Source organism: Nocardiopsis ansamitocini, assembly GCF_030268225.1.
In the GTDB taxonomy this organism is placed as follows: Bacteria; Actinomycetota; Actinomycetes; order Streptosporangiales; family Streptosporangiaceae; genus Nocardiopsis_D; species Nocardiopsis_D ansamitocini.
The window spans coordinates 72,570-92,023 of record NZ_BSQG01000013.1; the positions used below are offsets into that span (position 1 = coordinate 72,570).

The window sequence follows — 19,454 nt, forward strand, 5'->3', positions numbered from 1 at the left end:
GGGCCGGGCCGTCGGGGTCAGGCCGGCGTGTAGTCGTGCACGAAGGCGACGTTGGCGTACATCGGGTTGTCCACGAACCCGCCGACCCCGGTGCTGACCGCGCGCAGGTAGCGGCGGGTGCCCAGGAACAGCGCGGGGGAGTCCTCGACGAGGATCTCCTGCATCTGCCGGTACATTTGCGCGGCCCCGTCCTCGTCGGTGGCCGTCACCGCGCCCACGTCGTCGATGAGGGCGTCGAGCTCGGGGTTGGAGTAGTACGCGAGGTTGAACACGCTCTCCTCCTCGGTGCGGAAGAGGTTCTGGTACCACGAGATCGGCTGGGGGTCGTCGGGCCACCAGTACATGAGCAGGATGTCCTGGCGGTCCTCCGGGTCGGCCTCAAGCGCCCGCGGCCACTGCGCGGAGTCCCAGGGCAGAGCCTCCACGCCGAGTTCGACGCCCACGTCGGCCAACTGCGACTGCATCAGGCTGACCATGGTGGCGATGTCCTCGTCGCCCTCGGTGTAGGTCAGTTCCAAGGACAACTGCTCGCCGTCGCCGTAACCCGCCTCCCGGAGGAGCTCCTCGGCGGCCCCGGGGTCGTGCCCCAGAAGACCGGCGTCGTCCTGGTGGCCGAGCAGGCCCTCGGGGATCACCCCGTCGGACTCCACGAACACGCCCTCGGAGGTGTCGATCAGTTCGGCGTAGTCGATCGCGTGCGCCACCGCTCGGCGGACCAGGGGGTCGTTCAACGGAGCCTTCTCCGTGTTGAGCAACCCGAACAGGTTCTGCCAGGAGGTGGTGTCGGTGACGGTCACGGTGTCGTCGTCGCGCAGACCGTCGAGCAGCTGCGCGGGCATACTCTGCACGTAGTGCGCCTGCCCCGACTCCATGAGCTGGGCGGCGGTGGAAGGCTGGGACACGACCCGGTACAGCACCTTCTCGTAGTGCGGACCCTCCCACCCCTTCCAGTAGTCCGCGTACTGGGTCAGGGCCAACTCGTTCTCGTCGCCGGGACGCCACGACTCCACCGTGTAGGGGCCGGTGCCGAACGACACGGCCTCGAAATCCTCGTCGGAGGACGGGATCTCGTAGACGTAGGCGCCGTAGGAGGCCGAGCTGATCAGGTCCAGCGGAGCGGCGTAGGACAGCTCGAACTCCACGGTCGAGGCGTCGGGAGCGCTGATCGACTCCACCGGGTCCCACAGGTAGGCTGCCCCCGAGCCCTTGTCGATGGTGCGTTCGATGGCGTCCTTCACCGCCGTCGCGTCCATCGGCGCCCCGGAGTGGAAGGTGACGTCCTCCCGCAGGGTGAACGTCCAGGTGGTGCCGTCGTCGGACCTCGACCATTCGGTGGCCAGCAGCGGCTCGACCGCTGAAGTCTCAGAGTTGTACCTGGTCAGCGTCTCGTAGATGTTGGGGAAGGCGAAGAGCTCGTTGGAGTAGGAGGCGGCGGGGTCCCACTCGGTGACCACCTCGGTGGGGGCCAGGTAGGTGAAGGTCGTGGAGTCGGCTTCGGAGGTTCCGTATCCGCCTGCGGAACACGCCGATACCAGCAGGGTCGCGGCGGTCGCCGCCGCGCCCAGGGGCAGAGCACGGTGGCTGCGAGAGCGTGCGGGGGAGGGCTCTGTCGGTGTCATCTTCTTCTGCTCGTCGTCGATGGGCCGGTCCGCGGCGTTGCCGCGGGCGGTGCGGGCCGTTGCCACCGGTTCGGGGACCGAGGACAGCGATCGGGCGGTGTCCTCCCGGTCGGAGGTCACATCCTGCTCAGAGGCCCCGCGGCCTTCACGCGCACCCGGACTGCCGGCTCGCGCAGATAGGACAACGGGATCTCGTCGATCTCGATGATCTCAACAGAGTCGGGTGCGGCGCCCGCCGCAATGGCACTCTCCACGGCCGCCCCGCGCGCCTCGTCCAGGACCCGGGCCCGGTCGCTCTCGCGCGACCCCACGGAGAAGACGCGGTCGACGTTGCCGCTCACGGTGCCGATCGCCGCGCCGATGGCGTTGGCCACGTCGTAGTGGTCGGGGCGGATGACCGTTGTGACCCCGGGCAGGCCCTCGGGAACGAGCACGCTTCCCCCGCCCACCGCGATCAGCGGCAGGTCGCCCCGGGTGACCTTGATCCGGTCCACCGCATCGGCGATGCGCTGGTCGCACACCTTCAATGCGGCGGCCAGCAGGGGATGAGTACTCGGCGCAGGTGCGCGGTCGCCGATCGTGGCGCGCCCCGCGGCAACGGCGGCGTCGGACAGGGTCGCCGTGGGGCCGCCGAAGACGAGGGCCTTCTCGCCCAGCTCGTAGCCCACGCTGCGCGGACCGACCGTCACACCGCCGGGCGAACCAGCGACCGTCGTGCCGCCGCCGATCGCGATGCTGACCAGGTCGGGCATCCGGAAGTTGGTGGCGACACCGCCGATCTCGACCCCGAAGGCCGACTCCCGCGGGAACGACTGGGCCAGGGCGCCGATGTCGGTCGAGGTACCGCCAACGTCGGCCACGAGCGCATCCGACACCCCGGTCAGGTAGGCCGCCCCGCGCAGGCTGTTGGCGGGGCCGCTGCCGATGGTCAGCACCGGTGTCCGCTCGGTGGACTCCAGGCTCATCAGGGTGCCGTCGTTCTGTGCGAAGTAGGGCACCGCGTGGTCCAGTCCCTGCTCCCGCAGCGCCTCTTCGATGGCCCGGATCACGTGTACCGCGACCCGGCCCAGTGCGGCGTTGAGGATCGTGGCGTTCTCCCGTTCCAACAGCCCCAGCGACCCCACCTGGTGCGACAACGAGACGGGAATGTCGCCCAGCTCCCGCCGCACCGTGGCCAGCGCCAGCTCCTCGTGCCGCGGCGAGACCGGTGCGAAGACGCTGGAGACGGCCACCGCCTCGGCCCCGCTCCGGGCCGCCTCCGCGCAGAAGCGCGCAACGGCGTCGGTGTCGAAGGGGGTGCTGTCGCTGCCGTCCAGCTCCAGTCCGCCGCGCACGATCGCCGAGTGCGCGCTCACGGCGGTGCGCAGGCTCGCGGGCCAGCCGTACATGGGGCGAACCGCGTTGGAGGCGGGTGCGCCCACGCGCAGCGCGGCCACCCGCACCAGGTTGCTGCGCTCCAGGAGGGCGTTCGTGGCGTGCGTGGTGCCGATCATGACGTGGCCCACCCGCTCCGCCGCCACACCGGGAGCGGCGAGCACCGCCTCCAGCGCCGCACCGATCCCACCGTTGACGTTGGCGGTGGTGGCGACCTTGGCGCGGGCGAGCGGGGCGCTGGAACCGTCCAGCACCACCGCGTCGGTGTTGGTGCCGCCCACGTCCACGCCGATACGCAGGTCGGTTCGTGGTGTCGTGCCGGTCATCGGGTCTCCTCCGCCGCAGTGGTGCCGCCCGTCGAGCCGATCGGCTCGTAGTCGAAGTCGTAGCCGAAGGCACGGGGCCCCACGAGCTCCAGGCCCCGGGGACTGCGCCAGATATCGGGGGAGGGCAGTACCAGCAGGCTCACGCGCTGGCCGTAGCGCAGCAGCTCGGTGAAGATCACGTCGCTGGTCTGGGCGTCCAGGAGGGTGATGATGTCGGGGACGGATGCCAGGATCTCACCGTCCTCCATGACCACCAGGTTCTCGTTCTGGATCTCCACGCGGACGAGGCGGCCCTTGTCCTCGCGGATGCCGTCGATGAGGACGCTGCCGCGCACGAAGCCGTCCACGGTGCGCCGGTACACGTCGCTGACTTTGCCGTTGATCAGGACCCGACCGTCGAGGTGGCGAAGCACCCCGCCGATGCGGTCGTGGCGTGCCGAGGAGATGACCTCACCGATACGGATGGCCTTGCTCACGCTGCCCAGCACCGTGGCGGTGCGGGCCTGGGCGCCGGTCAGGATGTGGTCGGAGGTGCAGGCGAACCCGCCGAAGGCGACCGCCACGGCTCGCGCGACGCGCTCCAGCCAGTGGGCGTCCATGTCGCGGAACATCATCGAGTGGCCGCGCTCGTCCACCAGGGCGGTGGGGGTGGCGGGGATGCCGGCGAGGTGCATGCTGATCATCTGCATCTCGGGGTAGGCACGTCCCATGCCGTCGGCGTCCACCAGTGGCAGTCCGGCGTGGGCCGCCCACATCACCGGGAGCAGGGCGTTGTTGCCGCCCACCTCGCTGGCCATCATCGCGTGGACGGGGCGACCGGTCTCGCGCTCGATCATGGCCCGCAACCATCGCCCCTGCTCGGGGTTGCCGATCTTCTCCAGCGTGATGTCGGGGGAGCCCAGGCCGGCGACCGGAAGCACCAGTTCGTCGTCGGGGACGGCATCCACCGGGATCACCTCGACCGGTCCCAGCTCTTCCACCGCCTGGAGCGCGGCGAGCAGGCCGACCTGTGTCGATCCGCCTCCGCCGGCACCCAGTATGGCTGCGCCTCGGGCATAGTCGGGCAGATTGTTCACGTCGAGTAGCACTGTTCGATCCTAGGAACATCCGACCTTTTGTGCCTTGGGCCCTCGGCACCCCGGTTTTCGGTTTTTTGGTCGTGGTGCACAATAAACACCATGCCGAAACTGTCGGAAGTGCTTTCTAGTCCAGGATTGGAAGCGCTTTCGTATGTGATTGCGGATGTTCCTGAGCGGAACGTGGGCGACGTCACCATGATATGGGACCCGGGGGAACTCGCCAAAGTTCCGTCGAATACCGCTGTCGTACTGGCATCGCCCATGACACAGGCGATGAGCGACTACCAACTGGACGTATGGTGCCGCACGGTCGGCCAGCGCCGGGTCAGCGCTCTGCTGCTGCTGGGCTATCCGGCCGAGGACGTCCCCCGCACCGCGCAGCGGATGGCCGCGCGCTACGGATTCGTCCTGGCCTGTCTGCCTCTCGGCGCCGACGAGAGCGCGGTACTGCGCGACCTGGCGCGGGCGGTCGACGGAGGGGCCGGCGAAGCCCTCAGCCGCGCGGTGCGACTGGCCCGGCTGCTCGCCGAGGCCGGGAAGTCCGCGGAGTCAGCGGACTTCGACCCGAGCCGCCTGTGCGAACTCGCTCAGGAGGCGACCGGGATCGTGTTCGTCGCCCGCCGCCCCCGCGCGGGCGAGATCGGCGCACCGGTCCTGGCCGACGGGGTCGAGGTCGGCCACGTCAGCGCTGTGCTGCCCGGTGGGTCCGGCGACGCCTTGGCCGAGGTCGGGGTCCGCCTCACGGTGGAGGCCGCGATGCGGCTGATCGCGGTGCGCGACCGCGCCGACGAACTCCCCGTGCGCACCCGCGGCCAAGTGCTGCGCGAGATCCTGGTCGCGAGCGGTCAGCACCTCAACGAGCTCGTCCCGCGCGCACGTGCGCTCGGCCTGGCCATCGACGATTGGCACCTGGTGCTCGCGGTCGAGACGACCGGGCGCCAGCAGAGCGAACTGGAACGCGTGACCTTCGCCGAGATCGTCGGCGGCGCCGCTCTGCGCTCCGTCGGGCGCAGTGCCGGCGGCTCCGGCGAGGGGAGCGGCACCGGCTGGCACCTGGCCTTCGCCGAGGGCACGCCACTGCTGGTGCGCACCTGGCGGCGCGACCCCGGGGTGCGTGCGGCCCACCAGATCAGAACGACCGCGACAGCCATCCGCGCCGAACTCGCCGAGCGTTTCCCCGACTGGCAGGTCCGCTGCGGTGCCGGCAGCGTGCACGAAGGCGTCGAGGGGCTGCGCACCTCCTGGGCGGAGTCACGGGCCGCTCTGCTCAGCGACATGCCCGGTCACGGATCGGTACCCGACCCGGTCGTGCTCTTCGACGACCTGGGCCTGCACCGGATGCTGGTGGAGTGGTTCGCCACCGGTGCCGCCCGCACCGCCGTGCGCGACATCCTCGCACCGTTGGACGCACAGGGGCCGGCCAAGGCGGCGACGATGGTGCGGACCCTGCGGGTCTATCTGGACAACCAGGGGTCCATCAGTTCCACGGCGACGGCGCTCAACCTGCACCGCAACGCCATCACCTACCGGTTGAAGCAGATCACCGCCCTGTTGGAGACGGACCTGTCCGACCCCGACCACCGGCTCGCCGTGCACCTGGCCTGCCGGGCCTGGCAGTACCGCGCCGAGGAGTAGCGTCCACCGCGTCCCCCGGGCGGGCCGCGTCACGCCATTGCTGGTGGCGGGGTGTTTTGGCGACCTCTTGACGCACCGCATGTTTATGGTGGACCCCCTCGGGCAGGCGAGGGCGTGGTCCGGAAGCGAGGCCGAACGAGAGTCCGGCTCACGTGCTCCCGGCGGAGTATCCGCCGGAGACCACAGTGGGCGGGTTCCGGCGCGAACACCCGCCGCTCTCGATCGCCGCTCCCGACCTGCTCGACGAAGGAAGTCATGACCGTCCCCGACGTGCAGCGTCGCCCGTCGTATTCGAGTCCCCATGGCCGGCCCCCAGGGGCCTACGCAGCAGGGCCGGTAGCCGAGCGCCGGACCCTTCGCGCCTTCGACCGTGTCCGCCCCGACTCCACAGGAGCGCTTGTGCCCACTGGCTTTCACAAGACCCGTACCGCCGTCGACCTCATCTGGAACGCGAAGGCCGACCACTCCACCAGGACCAGCCTGCACGGGGTCTACCGCGCGCTGCGCGCCGCCGAACAGGCACTGACCAGGCTGCCCGAGACCGCCGAGCAGCGGCTGGCGGAGCTGCGCCGCACCGTTGCACCCCTGGTCGGGGAGAACGTGGCCGGACGCGACGCCGCCACTCTGGCGGGCCCCGGCTACACCGGCCTGTCCGACCTGGACGACACCATGGCCCGGCTCCTTCTCAGCCGGCACGCACCCCACGCAGCCGCGGCATCGGTGGGTGCCCCGGCGTAGTCCCGTGCGCGTGCCGTGGCCGCTCCTGCGGCCACGGCACGCGGAGTGGAGCGCGCCTGCGCCGCGCCGGGGCGGTCGATCCCGGACGGGGGACGGTGCGCGCTTGAATAATGAACGTCCCGCAAGTTCGGAGGCGACGATGCGCGATCCCAGAGATCAACGACCGGTTGCGGTGCCCGTGGTCGCGGGGGAGGGGCCTCATGGCTGAACTGGTGCTCGTACGCCACGGCCAGACCGAGTGGAGCCGCGAGGGCCGGCACACCGGCCGCACCGACGTGCCGTTGGACGAGCGCGGCGAGTGGCAGGCACGCGCGGTCGCGCCGCTCCTGAACGATCGGCGCGTCGCCCTGGCCCTGACCAGTCCGCTCCGCAGGGCGACCCGTACCGCGCTCCTCGCCGGTCTGGTGGACGCGCGCCCCGACGCCGACCTGATGGAGTGGGACTACGGCGGCTACGAGGGCATCACCACCGCCCGGATCCAGGAGGACCGGCCCGGTTGGGACCTGTGGGCCGACGGGGTGGTCCCCGGTGACGGCCAGCACCCGGGGGAGACGGTCGACGAGGTGGGCGCCCGTGCGGACCGGGTACTGGCCGCGGTCGCCGATCGCCTCGGTGACCCGTCGGGCGGTGACGTGGTGGTGGTCGCGCACGGCCACCTGCTGCGCGTTCTCGCCGTGCGCCGTCTCGGCCTGCCCGCGTGTGCGGGTTCGATGTTCGCACTGGCGACGGCGACACTGAGCAGTATCGGTGTGGAGCACGGCCGCCCGGTGGTGACCGCGTGGAACACCAGACCCCCCGCCCCGAGCGAATCTACGCCGTAAAGGCAGCGGTCGCAGCAACCGCCCGACCATCGGAGCCTCTGGTCAGGACGGTTCGTCGTCGGAGTCGTCTAGAAAACCCGCCACCGCATGGGCCACACCCTCGGGATCGTCGTCGTGGATCCAGTGCCCGGCGGCGGGGAACTCCACGAGCCGGGTGTTCGCCCTGCGCCGGACCATCTCCTCGGCAAGCGCGACGGGGAGCAACGTGCTTCGGCCGCCGCGCATGACCAGGGCCGGACAGGTCGAGCCGAGCCAGTCGTCCCACCAGTCCCCGAGCCCGCCCTCCTGGACCGCCATCATCGTGTCCCAGTCGAACAGCAGCCGCCAGTGATCGTCCTCGGCCACCGCGCTCCGCATGAAGTAATCGCTGTCGGGGGCCCCGGCGGCCTCGATCCGCTCGGCGAGCGCCCGACGGGTCGGAGCACGGTCGGGCCAGCCGCGGACGTCGAGGACGGGATGCTCGACCTCCGGTCGGCGCATGACCGGACCCACGTCCTCGATCACCAGTCCCGACACCAGGTCGGGATGGCGTGCGGCGAGCTGGTAGGCGGTGATGCCGCCCAGGGAGTGGCCGAACACCACGGCCGGCCCGATTTCCAGTTCCCGCAGGAAGAGTGCTGCGTCCTCGACGAACGCTTCCCGGGTGAACACGTCGGCGCCGTCACTGGCGCCGTGGCCGCGCTGATCGGGTGCCACGACCCGGGCGCGCCCGGAGAGCCCCGCGGCCAGACCCGCGAAGATCGAGCCCCGGCCGAAGGTGCCGTGGAGGGCGAGCAAAGGGACGCCCCTGCCGCCGAAGTCGGTGTAGCAGACCGTTCGTCCGGCGATCCGGGTCCGCGAGTATCCGTGCACGAAAGGAACCTACCCGCGCCGCAACCGGTTATGGATTCGGTCATGATTCGGTCCGGGCCCCGCCTCCTCCGGCGCGGCGAACAGGAGGAAGGGGCCGCAGCGGCGGGGCGGGTGCGGGCCGGCGGTTCGGAGGGGCCGTGTCAGGAGGGCGCCTCGGCGCAACCGGCGGGAGAGCCCGTCGCCTGCGCCTCGGCCGGGCCCCCGGCGTCGGGGGCCGCGGCGCGCAGCGCATCCAGGACGGCCGCGTGCAGGGGGTGGTGTTCACTGCCCCGGCGCAGCGCGGCGAAGACCCGGCGGGTGGGCGGGCTCCCGTTGAGCGGCCGGCGCACCGCCCCGGCCAGGGTCACCCCGTGCAGTGCCGAGCGCGGCACCAGCGCCACACCCGCTCCCGCCGCAACCAGCGCGGTCACCGCGCGAAAGTCGTCGGAGAGGCAGCCGGGCCGCAGTTCGAACCCGGCGTGTTCGCAGGCCAGCTGCACGACGTCGTGGCAGGGATTGCCCGGCCACGGGGTCACCCAGCGGTCCGCGGCCAGCGCGGTGATCGCGATGTCGCGGTCACCGGCCAGCCGGTGATCGCCGGGCAGCACCGCGTCGAAGGGCTCCACGAACAGCGACACCCGGGTGATGCGCTCGTCGTCGCGCAGGGCACCGCGGTACTCCGGGGTGATGGCGATGTCGACCTCGCCCTCCACCAGCATCGGCAGGCTGACGTTGCCCTCGGCGTCGCGGACCCGGACGTCCACCTGCGGTTCCGCGGTGGCCAAGGACGCGATGGCCGGAGCCACGACCAGGCCGATCGCGGTGGCGAACGCGGCCACCGTGACCTCGCCGGAGGTGCCCTGGGTGTGTGCGGCCAGTTCGGCCTCGGCCCGTTCGAGCTGGGCGGCGACCGCGCCGGCGTGCACGGCCAGGATCTCGCCCGCGCGGGTCAGGCGCACCGTACGCCCGCGCCGTTCCAGCAGTGGCTGCCCGACCTCGGCCTCCATGGCCGCAAGCTGCTGGGACACCGCGGAGGGCGTCAGGTGCAGGGCGGAGGCGGCAGCGGTGACGGTGCGGTGGTCGGCGAGGGCGCGCAGCACGGCCAGCCGGCGAGGATCGATCACGGGTGCGAACCTAACAGTCCGTGCAGAATTCCTTAAAGAAAATACGAGAAAATACTGATGGACTTCACAGAATCTGTGTGGCGATAGTTGCACCATGAAGGCTCTGAGAAAGACGGTGGCGGGACCGGGCGTCGAACTGGTCGAGGTACCCGACCCCCAGGTCGGTGACCGCGACGTGCTCATCCGGGTGCTGCGCACCGGGATCTGCGGCACCGACCTGCACATCGACGCCTGGGACGACTGGGCCGCGCGCACGGTTCGGCCGCCGCTGGTGCTGGGGCACGAGTTCGTCGGCGAGGTCGCCGCGGTCGGCGCGGCCGTCACCGATGTCCGCCCCGGCGAGCTGGTCAGCGGGGAAGGCCACCTGGTCTGCGGTGCCTGCCGCAACTGCATGGCCGGCCGGCGCCACCTCTGCGTGCGCACCATCGGACTGGGCGTGCACACCGACGGCGCCTTCGCCGAGTACGTGGTCCTGCCCGAGGCCAACGTCTGGGTGCACCGCCAACAGATCGACCTCGACGTCGCCGCGGTCTTCGACCCCTTCGGCAACGCGGTGCACACCGCACTCGCCTTCCCCGTCCTGGGCGAGGACGTCCTGATCACCGGCGCCGGCCCCATCGGCATCATGGCCGCCGCGGTGGCCCGCCACGCCGGAGCGCGCCACGTCGTCATCACCGACGTGAGCCCCTACCGGCTCGAACTGGCCCGCAAGGTCGGAGTGAGTCTGGCGCTGGACGTGCGCACGAGCGCCATCTCCGACGTCTACGAGGAGCTGGGCATCAAGGAAGGCTTCGACGTGGGCCTGGAGATGTCGGGCCGCCCCGAGGCGCTGCGTGCCATGACCGCGGCGATGACCCACGGTGGACGCATCGCGGTCCTGGGCCTGCCCGCCGAGGACATCCCCATCGACATGGCCCGCGTCGTCACGCACATGCTCACCATCAAGGGCATCTACGGCCGCGAGATGTTCGACACCTGGTACTCGATGTCGGTGCTGCTCCAGGGCGGACTCGACATCAGCGCCGTCATCACCGACCGGTTCGGCTACCTGCAACACGCAGAGGCCTTCGCCGCCGCCCGCTCGGGCGACTGCGGCAAGGTCGTCATCGACTGGACCCGACCCACCGTCTCCTAGGGAGTAACCGATGTTCGACGGCATGCGCGACGACCTGCGCACTCAACTCGACGAGATCCGCGCGGCCGGCCTGTTCAAGGGCGAGCGGGTGATCTCCAGCCCGCAGGCGGCCGGCATCCGGGTCAACGGCCAGGAGGTACTCAACTTCTGCGCCAACAACTACCTCGGCCTCGCCGACCACCCCGACATCGTCGCCGCTGCCAAGACCGCGTTGGACGAATGGGGCTTCGGCATGGCCTCCGTGCGTTTCATCTGCGGGACGCAGGAGCCGCACAAGCGTCTGGAACAGGAGCTGTCCCGCTTCCTGGGCACCGAGGACACCATCCTCTACAGTTCCTGCTTCGACGCCAACGGCGGCGTCTTCGAGACCCTGCTGTCCGCTGAGGACGCGGTGATCTCCGACGAGCTCAACCACGCCAGCATCATCGACGGCATCCGGCTCAGCAAGGCCGCGCGCCACCGCTACCGCAACCGCGACATGGCCGACCTGGAGCGCTGCCTCAAGGAGTCCGCCGACGCGCGCCACCGGCTCATCGTCACCGACGGCGTGTTCTCCATGGACGGCTACCTGGCACCCCTGGACGAGATCGTGGCCCTGGCCGAGCGCTACGACGCGCTGGTGATGGTGGACGACTCCCACGCCGTGGGCTTCGTGGGCCCCGGCGGTGCCGGCACCCCGGCGCTGTTCGGCGTCACCGATCGGGTGGACATCGTCACGGGCACGCTGGGCAAGGCACTGGGGGGCGCCAGCGGCGGCTACGTCAGCGCCCGCGCCGAGATCGTGGAGCTGCTGCGCCAGCGCTCCCGGCCCTACCTGTTCTCCAACTCGCTGGCCCCCGCGATCGTGGCTGCCTCGCTCACGGTGCTGGAGCTGCTGGAGGCGTCCGACGACCGTCGGGCCCAGTTGGCGCGCACCACCGAACTGTTCCGCTCGGAGATGACCGCGGCGGGGTTCGACATCCTGCCCGGCGAGCACGCCATCGTCCCGGTGATGCTGGGCGACGCCGCCCTGGCCGGACGCATGGCCGATGCGCTGCTGGAGAAGGGGATCTACGTGATCGCGTTCTCCCACCCGGTGGTGCCCAAGGGCAAGGCCCGGATCAGGGTGCAGCTCTCGGCCGCGCACTCCAGCGACGACGTCCGGCGCGCGGTCCAGGCGTTCACCGAGGTCCGGGACGCGCTTGCCTGATCCGGCCGCCCTCGGCCCGCCCCCGTTCGGCGGGCCGAACGGCCGTCGGGCGGCGTGGTCGCACGCGCGTGCGACCACGCCGCCCGGTCGGGGTCAGTCCCCGACGCCGATCCGCAGTGCGGGGCCGTTCAGGTCGACCGCTCGCAACCACCCCGCGGGGATCAGGGTGGGCCGGGTGGGGGTCAGGCGCCTGCCCCGCCCGTGCCACAGCGTCCGCTCGCCCTGGGTGACGCGCAGTGCGGTGAACGCGGCGAAACGGTTGGGACGCAGGATGAACCGACCCCGCGCGGGCAGGTCCCCGGTGGAGCGGACCCGTCCGGGATGGACCCATTCCAAGGACGCGTCGGTTTCGATGGGTACCCCCGCCTGCGCAACGCGGGTGTCCCGCTCCACGAGCCACCGCGCGACGGCCTGCCCGGCATGGCGCCCGGACAGGGCCGCGATGTCGGCCTGCTCGACCGGGTGGCACAGGTTGCCCGCGGCGAACACCCCCGGCATCGAGGTCGCGCCGCTGGTGTCCACGACCGGACCGAGCGCGGCCGAGGCGACGTCGATCCCGTCGTGCAGTCGGGCCAGTTCGTTGTCGGCGATCCAGTCGCCGGTGAAGACGACCGTGTCGCAGTCCACGACCACCCGGCGGCCGTCGTCCAGCCGCTCCAGTTCCACCCCGCTCAACCGCGGTTTGCCGTGCAGCGCCCGCACCCGGACCCCGGTCATCGGCCGGACGCCGAAGGCCGCTGCCGCACCCAGGTGGAACACCGCATACGACTGTTGACGCGACAGCTCGGTGACCAGGCCGACCACCGACACGCCCGCATGGCGCAGCGTCGCCACCGCCGAGTAGCTGACGTGCTCGGCCCCCACTACCAGCGCCCGGCGGCCGATGGGGCGCCGGTAGAAGTAGACCTCCTGCTGGAGCTGGCCGGTGGTGTAAACGCCGGCCCCTCGGTCACCGGGGACCCACCGGGCCGAGCGGTTGCGCTCGCGCGCCCCCGACGCCAGCAGTACCGCGTCGGCGTGCAGGACCTCGCGCCCTCCTGGACTGGTGACCTCCAGCCCCAGCCCGGCTCCGGGGGCCCAACCGGTGACGGTGCTCTCGGTGCGCAGGTGCACGCCGGCCCGGCGCGCGGCCTGGACGTAGTGGCGGGCGTAGCCCGGGCCGGACAGCACACGGTGCAGGTCCCGGATTCCGTACCCGGGGTGGGCGCAGTGCCGCGGGATCCCGCCCATGGCGGACTCGCGGTCCACGACACTGACCCGGGCCACTCCGGCGTTGCGCAGCGCGATCGCCGCGGCCAGGCCCGACGGCCCGCCGCCCACGATCGCGACGTCGGTGGTGTCGTTCACTGGTCGACCTCCGCGGTCAAGGGGGCGTCGGGTCCGTCGTCGAGCAGTCGGCGCACGGCCGCGCCGCAGAAGAACCCCTGGCAGCGGCCCATACCGGCCCTGGTACGCCGCCGAAGCCCGTCGGCGGTGGCGGGAGGCAGGTCGCTGCACAGGGCGTCGCGGATCTCACCGCGGCTGACCCGTTCACAGAAGCACACGACCTGTCCGTAGGAGGGGTCGGCGGCGATCCGCTCGGGCTGTTGGTAGGGGCGCGACTGCGCCTGCCCGATCGGGGGCATACGGGGCGGCTCCGGGAGACCGTCGGGGGCGGGGGCCTCCCCGAGGTCCAGGCCGTGGCGCTGGCCCAACTGCGCGGCGACGTGCTCGGCGATGGCCATCCCCGAGGTCAGCCCGGTGGAGCGGATACCGCCCACGCAGGTGTAGTGCTGGTCGGGGTGGAAGGACACCTGGTAGTCGTCGTGCTCGGTGGCCGCGCGCAGTCCGGCGTAGATGGTCGTGACCTCCTCGCCGAGCAGTTCGGGGATGATGTGGGCGCCCTTGGCGCGCAGCTGGGCCAACCCCTCCTCGGTCGACTCCGTGGCGCGTTTGTCGTCGAGGTTCTCCGCGGTGGGGCCGAGCATGACGTTGCCGTAGACGGTGGGCGCGACCAGCACACCCTTGCCCATCGCCGTGGGTACCGGCAGGATCACGTGGTTGATCAGCCGCCGCGCCAGTTTGTCGAACACGATCAGCTGCCCGCGGCGCGGTGTCACCGTGAACGTCGCGTGGCCGAACATGCGGTGCACGGTGTCGCTGCCCAGCCCGGCGGCGTTGACGACCTCGCGGGCGCGCACCCCGCCGGCGGTGGTCGCCAGCTCCACGTGGTCGGCGCGCGGCTCGGCGCCCCGGACCCGGGTGGACAGCAGGACGGTGGCGCCGTGGCGCTTGGCCTCGGTCACGAAGGCCAGCGTCGGCGTCCACGGGCACACGATCCCCTCGTCGGGGACCTCCAGCGCGCCCAGGGCGTGTGCACCCACGTGGGGTTCGCGGGCGCGCACCTCGGAGGCGCCGATGACGCGCGCCGACCGGTAGCCGTTGTGTTCGGCCTTCTCCCGCAGCCCCGGCAACGCCGCCAACTGCTCGTCGTCCCAGGCCACCAGTAGCGCCCCCAGCGGTTCCAACGGGATTCCCGCGCGGCGGGCGTAGGCCGACAGCAGCGTGTGGCCGCGCGCGACCAGCCGCGATTCCAGCGTGCCGGGCTTGGCGTCGAAACCGGTGTGCAAAATGGCGGTGTTGGCCTTGCTCGTGGCGTTGCCGACGTCATCCTCGGCGTCGACCAGGACCACGTCGGCTCCGCGCACCGCGAGCTCGCGGGCGATCGCGGCCCCGACCACCCCTGCTCCGATCACTGCGACGTCGTACACGGTGTCTCCCCCAGAAGTCGTTCGTTCCATCGCCGGGCCAGGTCCAGTCCGGTGCGCCATCGCGCGAGCGTTTCGGCCGCCCACGCCCTGTCCTGGACCGGTTCGACCACGCGCCCGTTCGCGGGCAGCGCGACCGGCAGGCCGGTGAGGGCCCGCATCCCGAAGTCGGCCGCGCCCAGCACGGTCGCCTCGGTCACCGTGCAGACCTCGACGGGGGCGCCCAGCAGGTCGGCCTGGAGCTGCGCCAGGACCCGGGAACGGGTCAGCCCGCCGTCGATTTTCAGCGTGGTCACGGGCGTGCCCAGGTCCGCCGCGGCGGCCCCGGCCAGGTCCGCCACCTGGGCGGCGATCCCCAAGCACACCGCGCGCACCAGGTGGGAGCGGGTGGCGGCCAGGGTGAGGCCGAAGAACGCGCCCTGCACCCCCGGTTCCCAGTAGGGTGCCGCCAGTCCGGCCAGGGTCGGCACGAAGTACACCCCCGCGGTGTCGTCCACCTGTGCGGCCAGCGCATCGATCTGCGCGACGTCGTCGAGGACGCCGATGTCGCGCAACCAGGCCACGGCCCGGCCCGCGGTGTGCACCTGGCCGTCCAGGCACCAGCGCCGTTGTCCGTCCGCCTCCCACGCAAGGGAGAGGGCCAGCCCCGATCGGCTGCGCACCGGTCGGTCCCCGACGTTGACCACCAGGAACGCCCCCGTTCCGTAGGTGCACTTGGCCGCCCCGACCTCGGTGGCGCGCTGTGCCCACAGCGCCGCCTGCTGGTCCACGACGACTCCCGCGACCGGCAGGGACGGGCCGAAGGCATCGGTGCGTCCGACCACGGCGTCGCAGGGCACCACCTCGGGTCGCTGCTCGCCGTCCAGGCCGAACAGGTCCCACGCCTCGTCGGACCACTCCACCCGCTCGACGTCGAGCAGCATGCTGCGCGACGCGGTCGCGGCGTCGGTGACGAAGGCGCCGGTCAGGTGGTGCAGCAGCCAGGTGTCGGTACTGGTGACCACGCCCTCGGCGGTGACGTTGTCGCGCAACCAGCGCATCTTGGGCGCGGTGAAATAGGGGTCCAGGGGGAGCCCGGAGATCTCCGCCAGCCGCTCGGCGACGTGCGCGAGCCGGGCACAGGTGTCGGTGGCGCGCCGGTCCTGCCACACCACGCACGTCGACAACGGTGTTCCGGTGGAGCGGTCCCAGGCGAGGACGGTCTCGCCCTGGTTGGCCAGGGACACCCCCACGACGGGTGTCGCCGCGGCGGCCAGCGCCTCCCGGCCGCTGTCCAGAACCGAGGACAACAGGTCGTGGGGGTCGACCTCGACGATGCCGGGGCCCGGGCACGACACGGCCACAGGGCGGTAGGCCTCGGCGAGCAGGCGGCCGTCGGCACCGACCACGGCCGCCTTCGTCCCCGAGGTCCCCTGGTCGATGGCCAGGATCGCCGGGGTCACCGCTGCCCACCCCCCTCATCGGGATCGGGGGCGCGCCCCGCGTAGACCGTCGTCCCCGCCTCGCGAAACTCCGCGATCAGTTCGGGGTCGGCCTCGGAGTCGGTGATGATGGCGGTGACCGCGTCCCAGTCGCACACCTTGCGCAGGGCGACGTGGCCGAGTTTGCTGCTGTCGGCGAGGACGTAGACCCGGCTGGCGTTCTTCACCGCGGCGAGGCGCACGGCGATCTCGTCCACGTGGTAGTCGGTCAGACCGATCACGGGGTGGGCGCCCCCGGAGCCGATCACGGCGATGTCCGGGTAGAACTTGCGGACCTGCGCCTCGGTGTCGGCCCCCGAGACGACCAGCTCGTCGTGGCGCAACCGGCCCCCCGCCAGATGGACGTCCACCCCCGGACGGTCGGTGAACGCCGCGGCGACGGTGATGCTGTTGGTCAGGATCCGGCCGCGGAACGTGTCGGGCAGGCGTCGGGCAACGGCCAGCACGGTGGTGCCCACGTCCATGAACAGCGTGTCCTCTTCGCCCACGAGGGAGGCCGCCACCGCGCCGATCTCGTTCTTGGCCCGCTGTTGGAAACCCTCCCGCTCGGCGCGCAGCGGCTCGCTGCTGCGCGAGAGCCGCTGACCGCGCGCCACCCCGCCGTAGACACGGCGCACCGCGCCCTCGCGTTCCAGCGCGACCAGGTCACGGCGTACCGTCTCCGCCGACACGCCGGTCTGCTCGGCGATGTCGTTGGGGCGGAGCACCTCGGTCCCCTCCAGCAGCGTGAGGATGAGTGTGCGCCGTTCGTCGGGCAGCATCCTGAGTTCTCCTTCTACCGTCATGGTCACTTCCGGCGAAGGATAAGCCGGAGCCTGCTGGGTTTCTGACCCAGTTCGTCCAGTCCGGCGGCGGCGATGAGTGCCAGGCCGGTGGCGATCGCCTGGCCGTAGTAGGGGACGTTCATGAGCGTCATGCCGTTGTGCAGGACCCCCAGGAAGAGCACTCCCAGCAGGACGCCGACCATGGTGCCGCGGCCGCCGCTGAAGGCGATGCCGCCCAACAGCACCGCGGTCAGGACCTCCAGTTCGAAGTTGACGCCCAGGGTCCCGGGCGGCGCCGAGTCCAGGCGTGCGGCGTAGAGCAGCCCGCCCAGCCCCGCGGCGGCGCCGATGGCCCCGTACAACAGCAGCGGGAGCCGTTTGACGGCGACCCCCGACAAAAAGGACGCTTCCTGGTTGACGCCGATGGCGTAGACGTGGCGTCCGGCGGGGGTCCCGTAGAGGAAGAACGCACCGAGGGCGAACACGGCCAGTGCGATCCAGACCGGGACGGGAACCCCGAGGTAGACGCCGCGGCCCAGCAGACCCATTTCGGTACCGAACCCGGCCGGGGGGTTGTCCCGCAGGAACTGGGTGATGCCGCGGAACAGTTGCAGGGTGCCCAGGGTGACGATGATCGGACTGAGCTTGGTGAAGGCCACGAAGAAGCCGTTGAACAGGCCGCAGGCGATGCCGACCAGGATGCCGGCCAGGGCCGCCAGGTACCACGGCGTGTTGTGGTCGACGATGAGCAGGCCGGTGATCACCCCGGCCAGTCCCACGGCTGAGCCGACCGACAGGTCGACGTAGCCCATGATGACCAGCAGCGCTTGGGGCACGGCCACCACGAGCAGGACCGCGCTGGACAGCGCGATGTTGCGGACGTTGCCCACTGTGAAGAACAGCGGGCTCTGGACGGCGAAGAAGGCGATCAGGACGAGGAGCCCGATCATCAGGGCCGAGCGCAGCGCGATCTCCACCGGGTCGCGCCCGGTGCCCGGGCCGCTGGAGCGCGGGGCGGCAAGAGTGGTGCTCATCAGTGCTCTTTCGGTGCGTTGGGGGCGTCCACCGTGTCGGTGGTGACACCGGTGAACTGGTGGGCGCGGTCCAGGAGGGTCGACTCGGTGATCGCGTCCCCGGTGAACTCCGCGACGGCGCGGCCCTCTTCGACGACGACGGCTCGTTCGGCGAGTTCGGCGACCTCTTGGGCGTCGGAGGACGCGAAGACGACGGCCAGGCCGCGGTCGGCCAGTTCACGGCACACGTCGTAGATCTGGCGCCGAGCCCCCACGTCCACCCCCTGGGTCGGCTCGTCCAGCAGCAGTACGCCCAGCCGGTCCGCTTGGGCCAGCCAGCGCCCCAGGATCAGTTTCTGCTGGTTGCCGCCGGAGAATTCCGCTCCTTTGCGGCGAGGGGCGAGAGGTTGGAGGTCGACCCGCTCGCCGATCCGGGCGAACGTCGCCCGTTCTGCGGATGCACGGCGCACCCCCAGGGTGCCCAGGCGGGTGAACGAGGGCAGCAGCAGGTTGTCGGCGGCCGAGCGCGAGCCGAGGAGGGCTTGGCGCAGGCGGTCCGAGGGAACCAGGGCCACCCCCGTGCGCAGTGCCGCGGCCGGTGTGCGGGGACGGTGCGCCCGCCCCCCGACCGTCGCCGTCCCGCCGGTGGCGCGGAACCGACCGGCGAGTGTCTCCAGCAGCGAACTGCGGCCCGAGCCGAGCACTCCGTAGAGGCCGACGATCTCGCCGGCGCGCACGTCCAGGTCGATCGGGCCGAACCGTGGACCCCGCAGGCCGGAGAGCTCCAGTACCGGTGGGCCGGTGGCTGCCGCACGCGTGGCCCGCTTTGTCGGGGCGACCGCGCCCGAGATCGCGGCCACGATCTCGTCGGGCCGGACCTCGGCCACCGGGCGGCTCATCGCGACTGCGCCGTCCCGGATGACCGTCAACCGGTCGGCGATGCGAAACACCTCGCCCAGCCGGTGCGTGGTGTAGATGATGCGCGCCCCCATTTCCTTCATCTTCGCCACCTCGGTGAAGAGGCGCTCGCTCTCGCTCTGGGACAGGGAGGCGGTGGGTTCGTCCAGGATCAGCACCCGCACGGACGTGCGGTGCCACGCCTTGGCGATCTCCAGGAGCTGCTTGGTGCCCATGGGAAGGTCACCGACCCGTGCCTTGGGGGAGACGGCGATACCGAACCGCTCCAGCAGTTCCCGGGCCTGGGCGAGTTGGCCGCGCCGGTCGATGACGCCCAGGCCCCGCATCTCCTGTCCGAGGAACAGGTTGTCCACCACCGACAGGACGTCGATGAGGGACAGGTGCTGGTGGATGGTGGCGATCCCGGCGTCGAAGGCGCGGGCCGGGCTCAGGTCGGCCAACGGCCGGCCGTCGAGGGTGATGGTTCCCGAGTCGGGGACCACGACGCCGCCGACGCACTTGATCAGGGTGGACTTTCCGGCCCCGTTGGGGCCCAGCAGCGCGTGGACCTCCCCGGGCTCGACCGTGAGGTCGACCCCCTTGAGGACGGTGAAGGAACCGTAGCTCTTCACCACATCGCGCATCCGCAGCGACATCGCGTTCTCCCCTCGTGGTCGTGTG

General features: G+C 71.4%; 16 protein-coding genes. 5 read left to right on the forward strand and 11 right to left on the reverse strand.

The window, feature by feature from the left end; all coding sequences use genetic code 11:
- Positions 1–17: 17 nt before the first annotated feature.
- From QSJ59_RS23075 to QSJ59_RS23085, 3 genes are read right to left on the reverse strand one after another with little or no spacing between them, the layout of a single operon-like run.
- Positions 18–1,739 carry an ABC transporter substrate-binding protein gene (locus QSJ59_RS23075; protein WP_285761852.1) on the reverse strand — a complete coding sequence of 574 codons (1,722 nt, stop codon included), beginning with the start codon at positions 1,737–1,739 and terminating at the stop codon, positions 18–20.
- On the reverse strand, positions 1,736–3,319 hold the full coding sequence (locus QSJ59_RS23080; RefSeq protein WP_285761853.1) for a hydantoinase/oxoprolinase family protein: 1,584 nt from the start codon (positions 3,317–3,319) through the stop codon (positions 1,736–1,738). Before QSJ59_RS23080 ends, QSJ59_RS23075 begins: the two co-directional genes overlap by 4 nt.
- Entirely contained in the window at positions 3,316–4,407 is a 1,092-nt protein-coding gene (locus QSJ59_RS23085; RefSeq protein ID WP_285761854.1) for an S-methyl thiohydantoin desulfurase family protein, read from the reverse strand. The genes QSJ59_RS23080 and QSJ59_RS23085 overlap by 4 nt, the downstream gene beginning before the upstream one ends.
- 264 nt (positions 4,408–4,671) lie before the next feature.
- Here QSJ59_RS23085 and QSJ59_RS23090 point away from each other — a divergent pair, with 264 nt between their 5' ends.
- From QSJ59_RS23090 to QSJ59_RS23100, 3 genes are all read left to right on the forward strand, one after another.
- Entirely contained in the window at positions 4,672–6,033 is a 1,362-nt protein-coding gene (locus QSJ59_RS23090; RefSeq protein ID WP_285761855.1) for a PucR family transcriptional regulator, read from the forward strand.
- 399 nt (positions 6,034–6,432) lie between these two features.
- A complete protein-coding gene (locus QSJ59_RS23095; protein ID WP_285761856.1) occupies positions 6,433–6,771 on the forward strand; it encodes a hypothetical protein in 339 nt (112 codons plus the stop codon).
- A gap of 200 nt (positions 6,772–6,971) precedes the next feature.
- Complete coding sequence (locus tag QSJ59_RS23100) at positions 6,972–7,592, forward strand: histidine phosphatase family protein (RefSeq protein WP_285761857.1); 621 nt, start codon at positions 6,972–6,974, stop codon at positions 7,590–7,592.
- 42 nt (positions 7,593–7,634) lie between these two features.
- Here the strand turns inward: QSJ59_RS23100 and QSJ59_RS23105 are convergent, their stop codons facing one another.
- Both QSJ59_RS23105 and QSJ59_RS23110 read right to left on the reverse strand, forming a co-directional pair.
- Positions 7,635–8,444, reverse strand: coding sequence for an alpha/beta fold hydrolase (locus QSJ59_RS23105; RefSeq protein ID WP_285761858.1), 810 nt, complete (start codon positions 8,442–8,444; stop codon positions 7,635–7,637).
- A 140-nt stretch (positions 8,445–8,584) separates the two neighbouring features.
- Complete coding sequence (locus QSJ59_RS23110; RefSeq protein ID WP_285761859.1) at positions 8,585–9,547, reverse strand: LysR family transcriptional regulator; 963 nt, start codon at positions 9,545–9,547, stop codon at positions 8,585–8,587.
- 94 nt (positions 9,548–9,641) lie between these two features.
- Between QSJ59_RS23110 and tdh the strand changes: the two genes are divergently transcribed.
- Both tdh and QSJ59_RS23120 read left to right on the forward strand, forming a co-directional pair.
- Positions 9,642–10,682, forward strand: a complete 1,041-nt coding sequence (gene tdh, locus QSJ59_RS23115; protein ID WP_285761860.1) for an L-threonine 3-dehydrogenase — start codon at positions 9,642–9,644, stop codon at positions 10,680–10,682.
- A gap of 10 nt (positions 10,683–10,692) precedes the next feature.
- Positions 10,693–11,871 (forward strand): glycine C-acetyltransferase, encoded by a 1,179-nt coding sequence (locus QSJ59_RS23120; protein WP_285761861.1) that lies wholly within the window; start codon positions 10,693–10,695, stop codon positions 11,869–11,871.
- 93 nt (positions 11,872–11,964) lie between these two features.
- On the opposite strand, the gene QSJ59_RS23125 is transcribed toward QSJ59_RS23120, so the two are convergent.
- Genes QSJ59_RS23125 through QSJ59_RS23150 form a run of 6 tightly spaced genes read right to left on the reverse strand, consistent with a single transcriptional unit; the run spans position 11,965 to position 19,429 of the window.
- Positions 11,965–13,218 carry an NAD(P)/FAD-dependent oxidoreductase gene (locus tag QSJ59_RS23125; protein ID WP_285761862.1) on the reverse strand — a complete coding sequence of 418 codons (1,254 nt, stop codon included), beginning with the start codon at positions 13,216–13,218 and terminating at the stop codon, positions 11,965–11,967.
- Entirely contained in the window at positions 13,215–14,621 is a 1,407-nt protein-coding gene (locus QSJ59_RS23130; RefSeq protein WP_285761863.1) for an NAD(P)/FAD-dependent oxidoreductase, read from the reverse strand. Before QSJ59_RS23130 ends, QSJ59_RS23125 begins: the two co-directional genes overlap by 4 nt.
- Entirely contained in the window at positions 14,603–16,060 is a 1,458-nt protein-coding gene (locus tag QSJ59_RS23135; protein ID WP_285761864.1) for an FGGY family carbohydrate kinase, read from the reverse strand. The genes QSJ59_RS23130 and QSJ59_RS23135 overlap by 19 nt, the downstream gene beginning before the upstream one ends.
- Positions 16,057–16,884, reverse strand: a complete 828-nt coding sequence (locus QSJ59_RS23140; RefSeq protein WP_285761865.1) for a DeoR/GlpR family DNA-binding transcription regulator — start codon at positions 16,882–16,884, stop codon at positions 16,057–16,059. The genes QSJ59_RS23135 and QSJ59_RS23140 overlap by 4 nt, the downstream gene beginning before the upstream one ends.
- A 2-nt stretch (positions 16,885–16,886) precedes the next feature.
- On the reverse strand, positions 16,887–17,897 hold the full coding sequence (locus QSJ59_RS23145) for an ABC transporter permease (protein WP_285761866.1): 1,011 nt from the start codon (positions 17,895–17,897) through the stop codon (positions 16,887–16,889).
- A complete protein-coding gene (locus QSJ59_RS23150; protein WP_285761867.1) occupies positions 17,897–19,429 on the reverse strand; it encodes a sugar ABC transporter ATP-binding protein in 1,533 nt (510 codons plus the stop codon). Before QSJ59_RS23150 ends, QSJ59_RS23145 begins: the two co-directional genes overlap by 1 nt.
- Positions 19,430–19,454 lie beyond the last annotated feature (25 nt).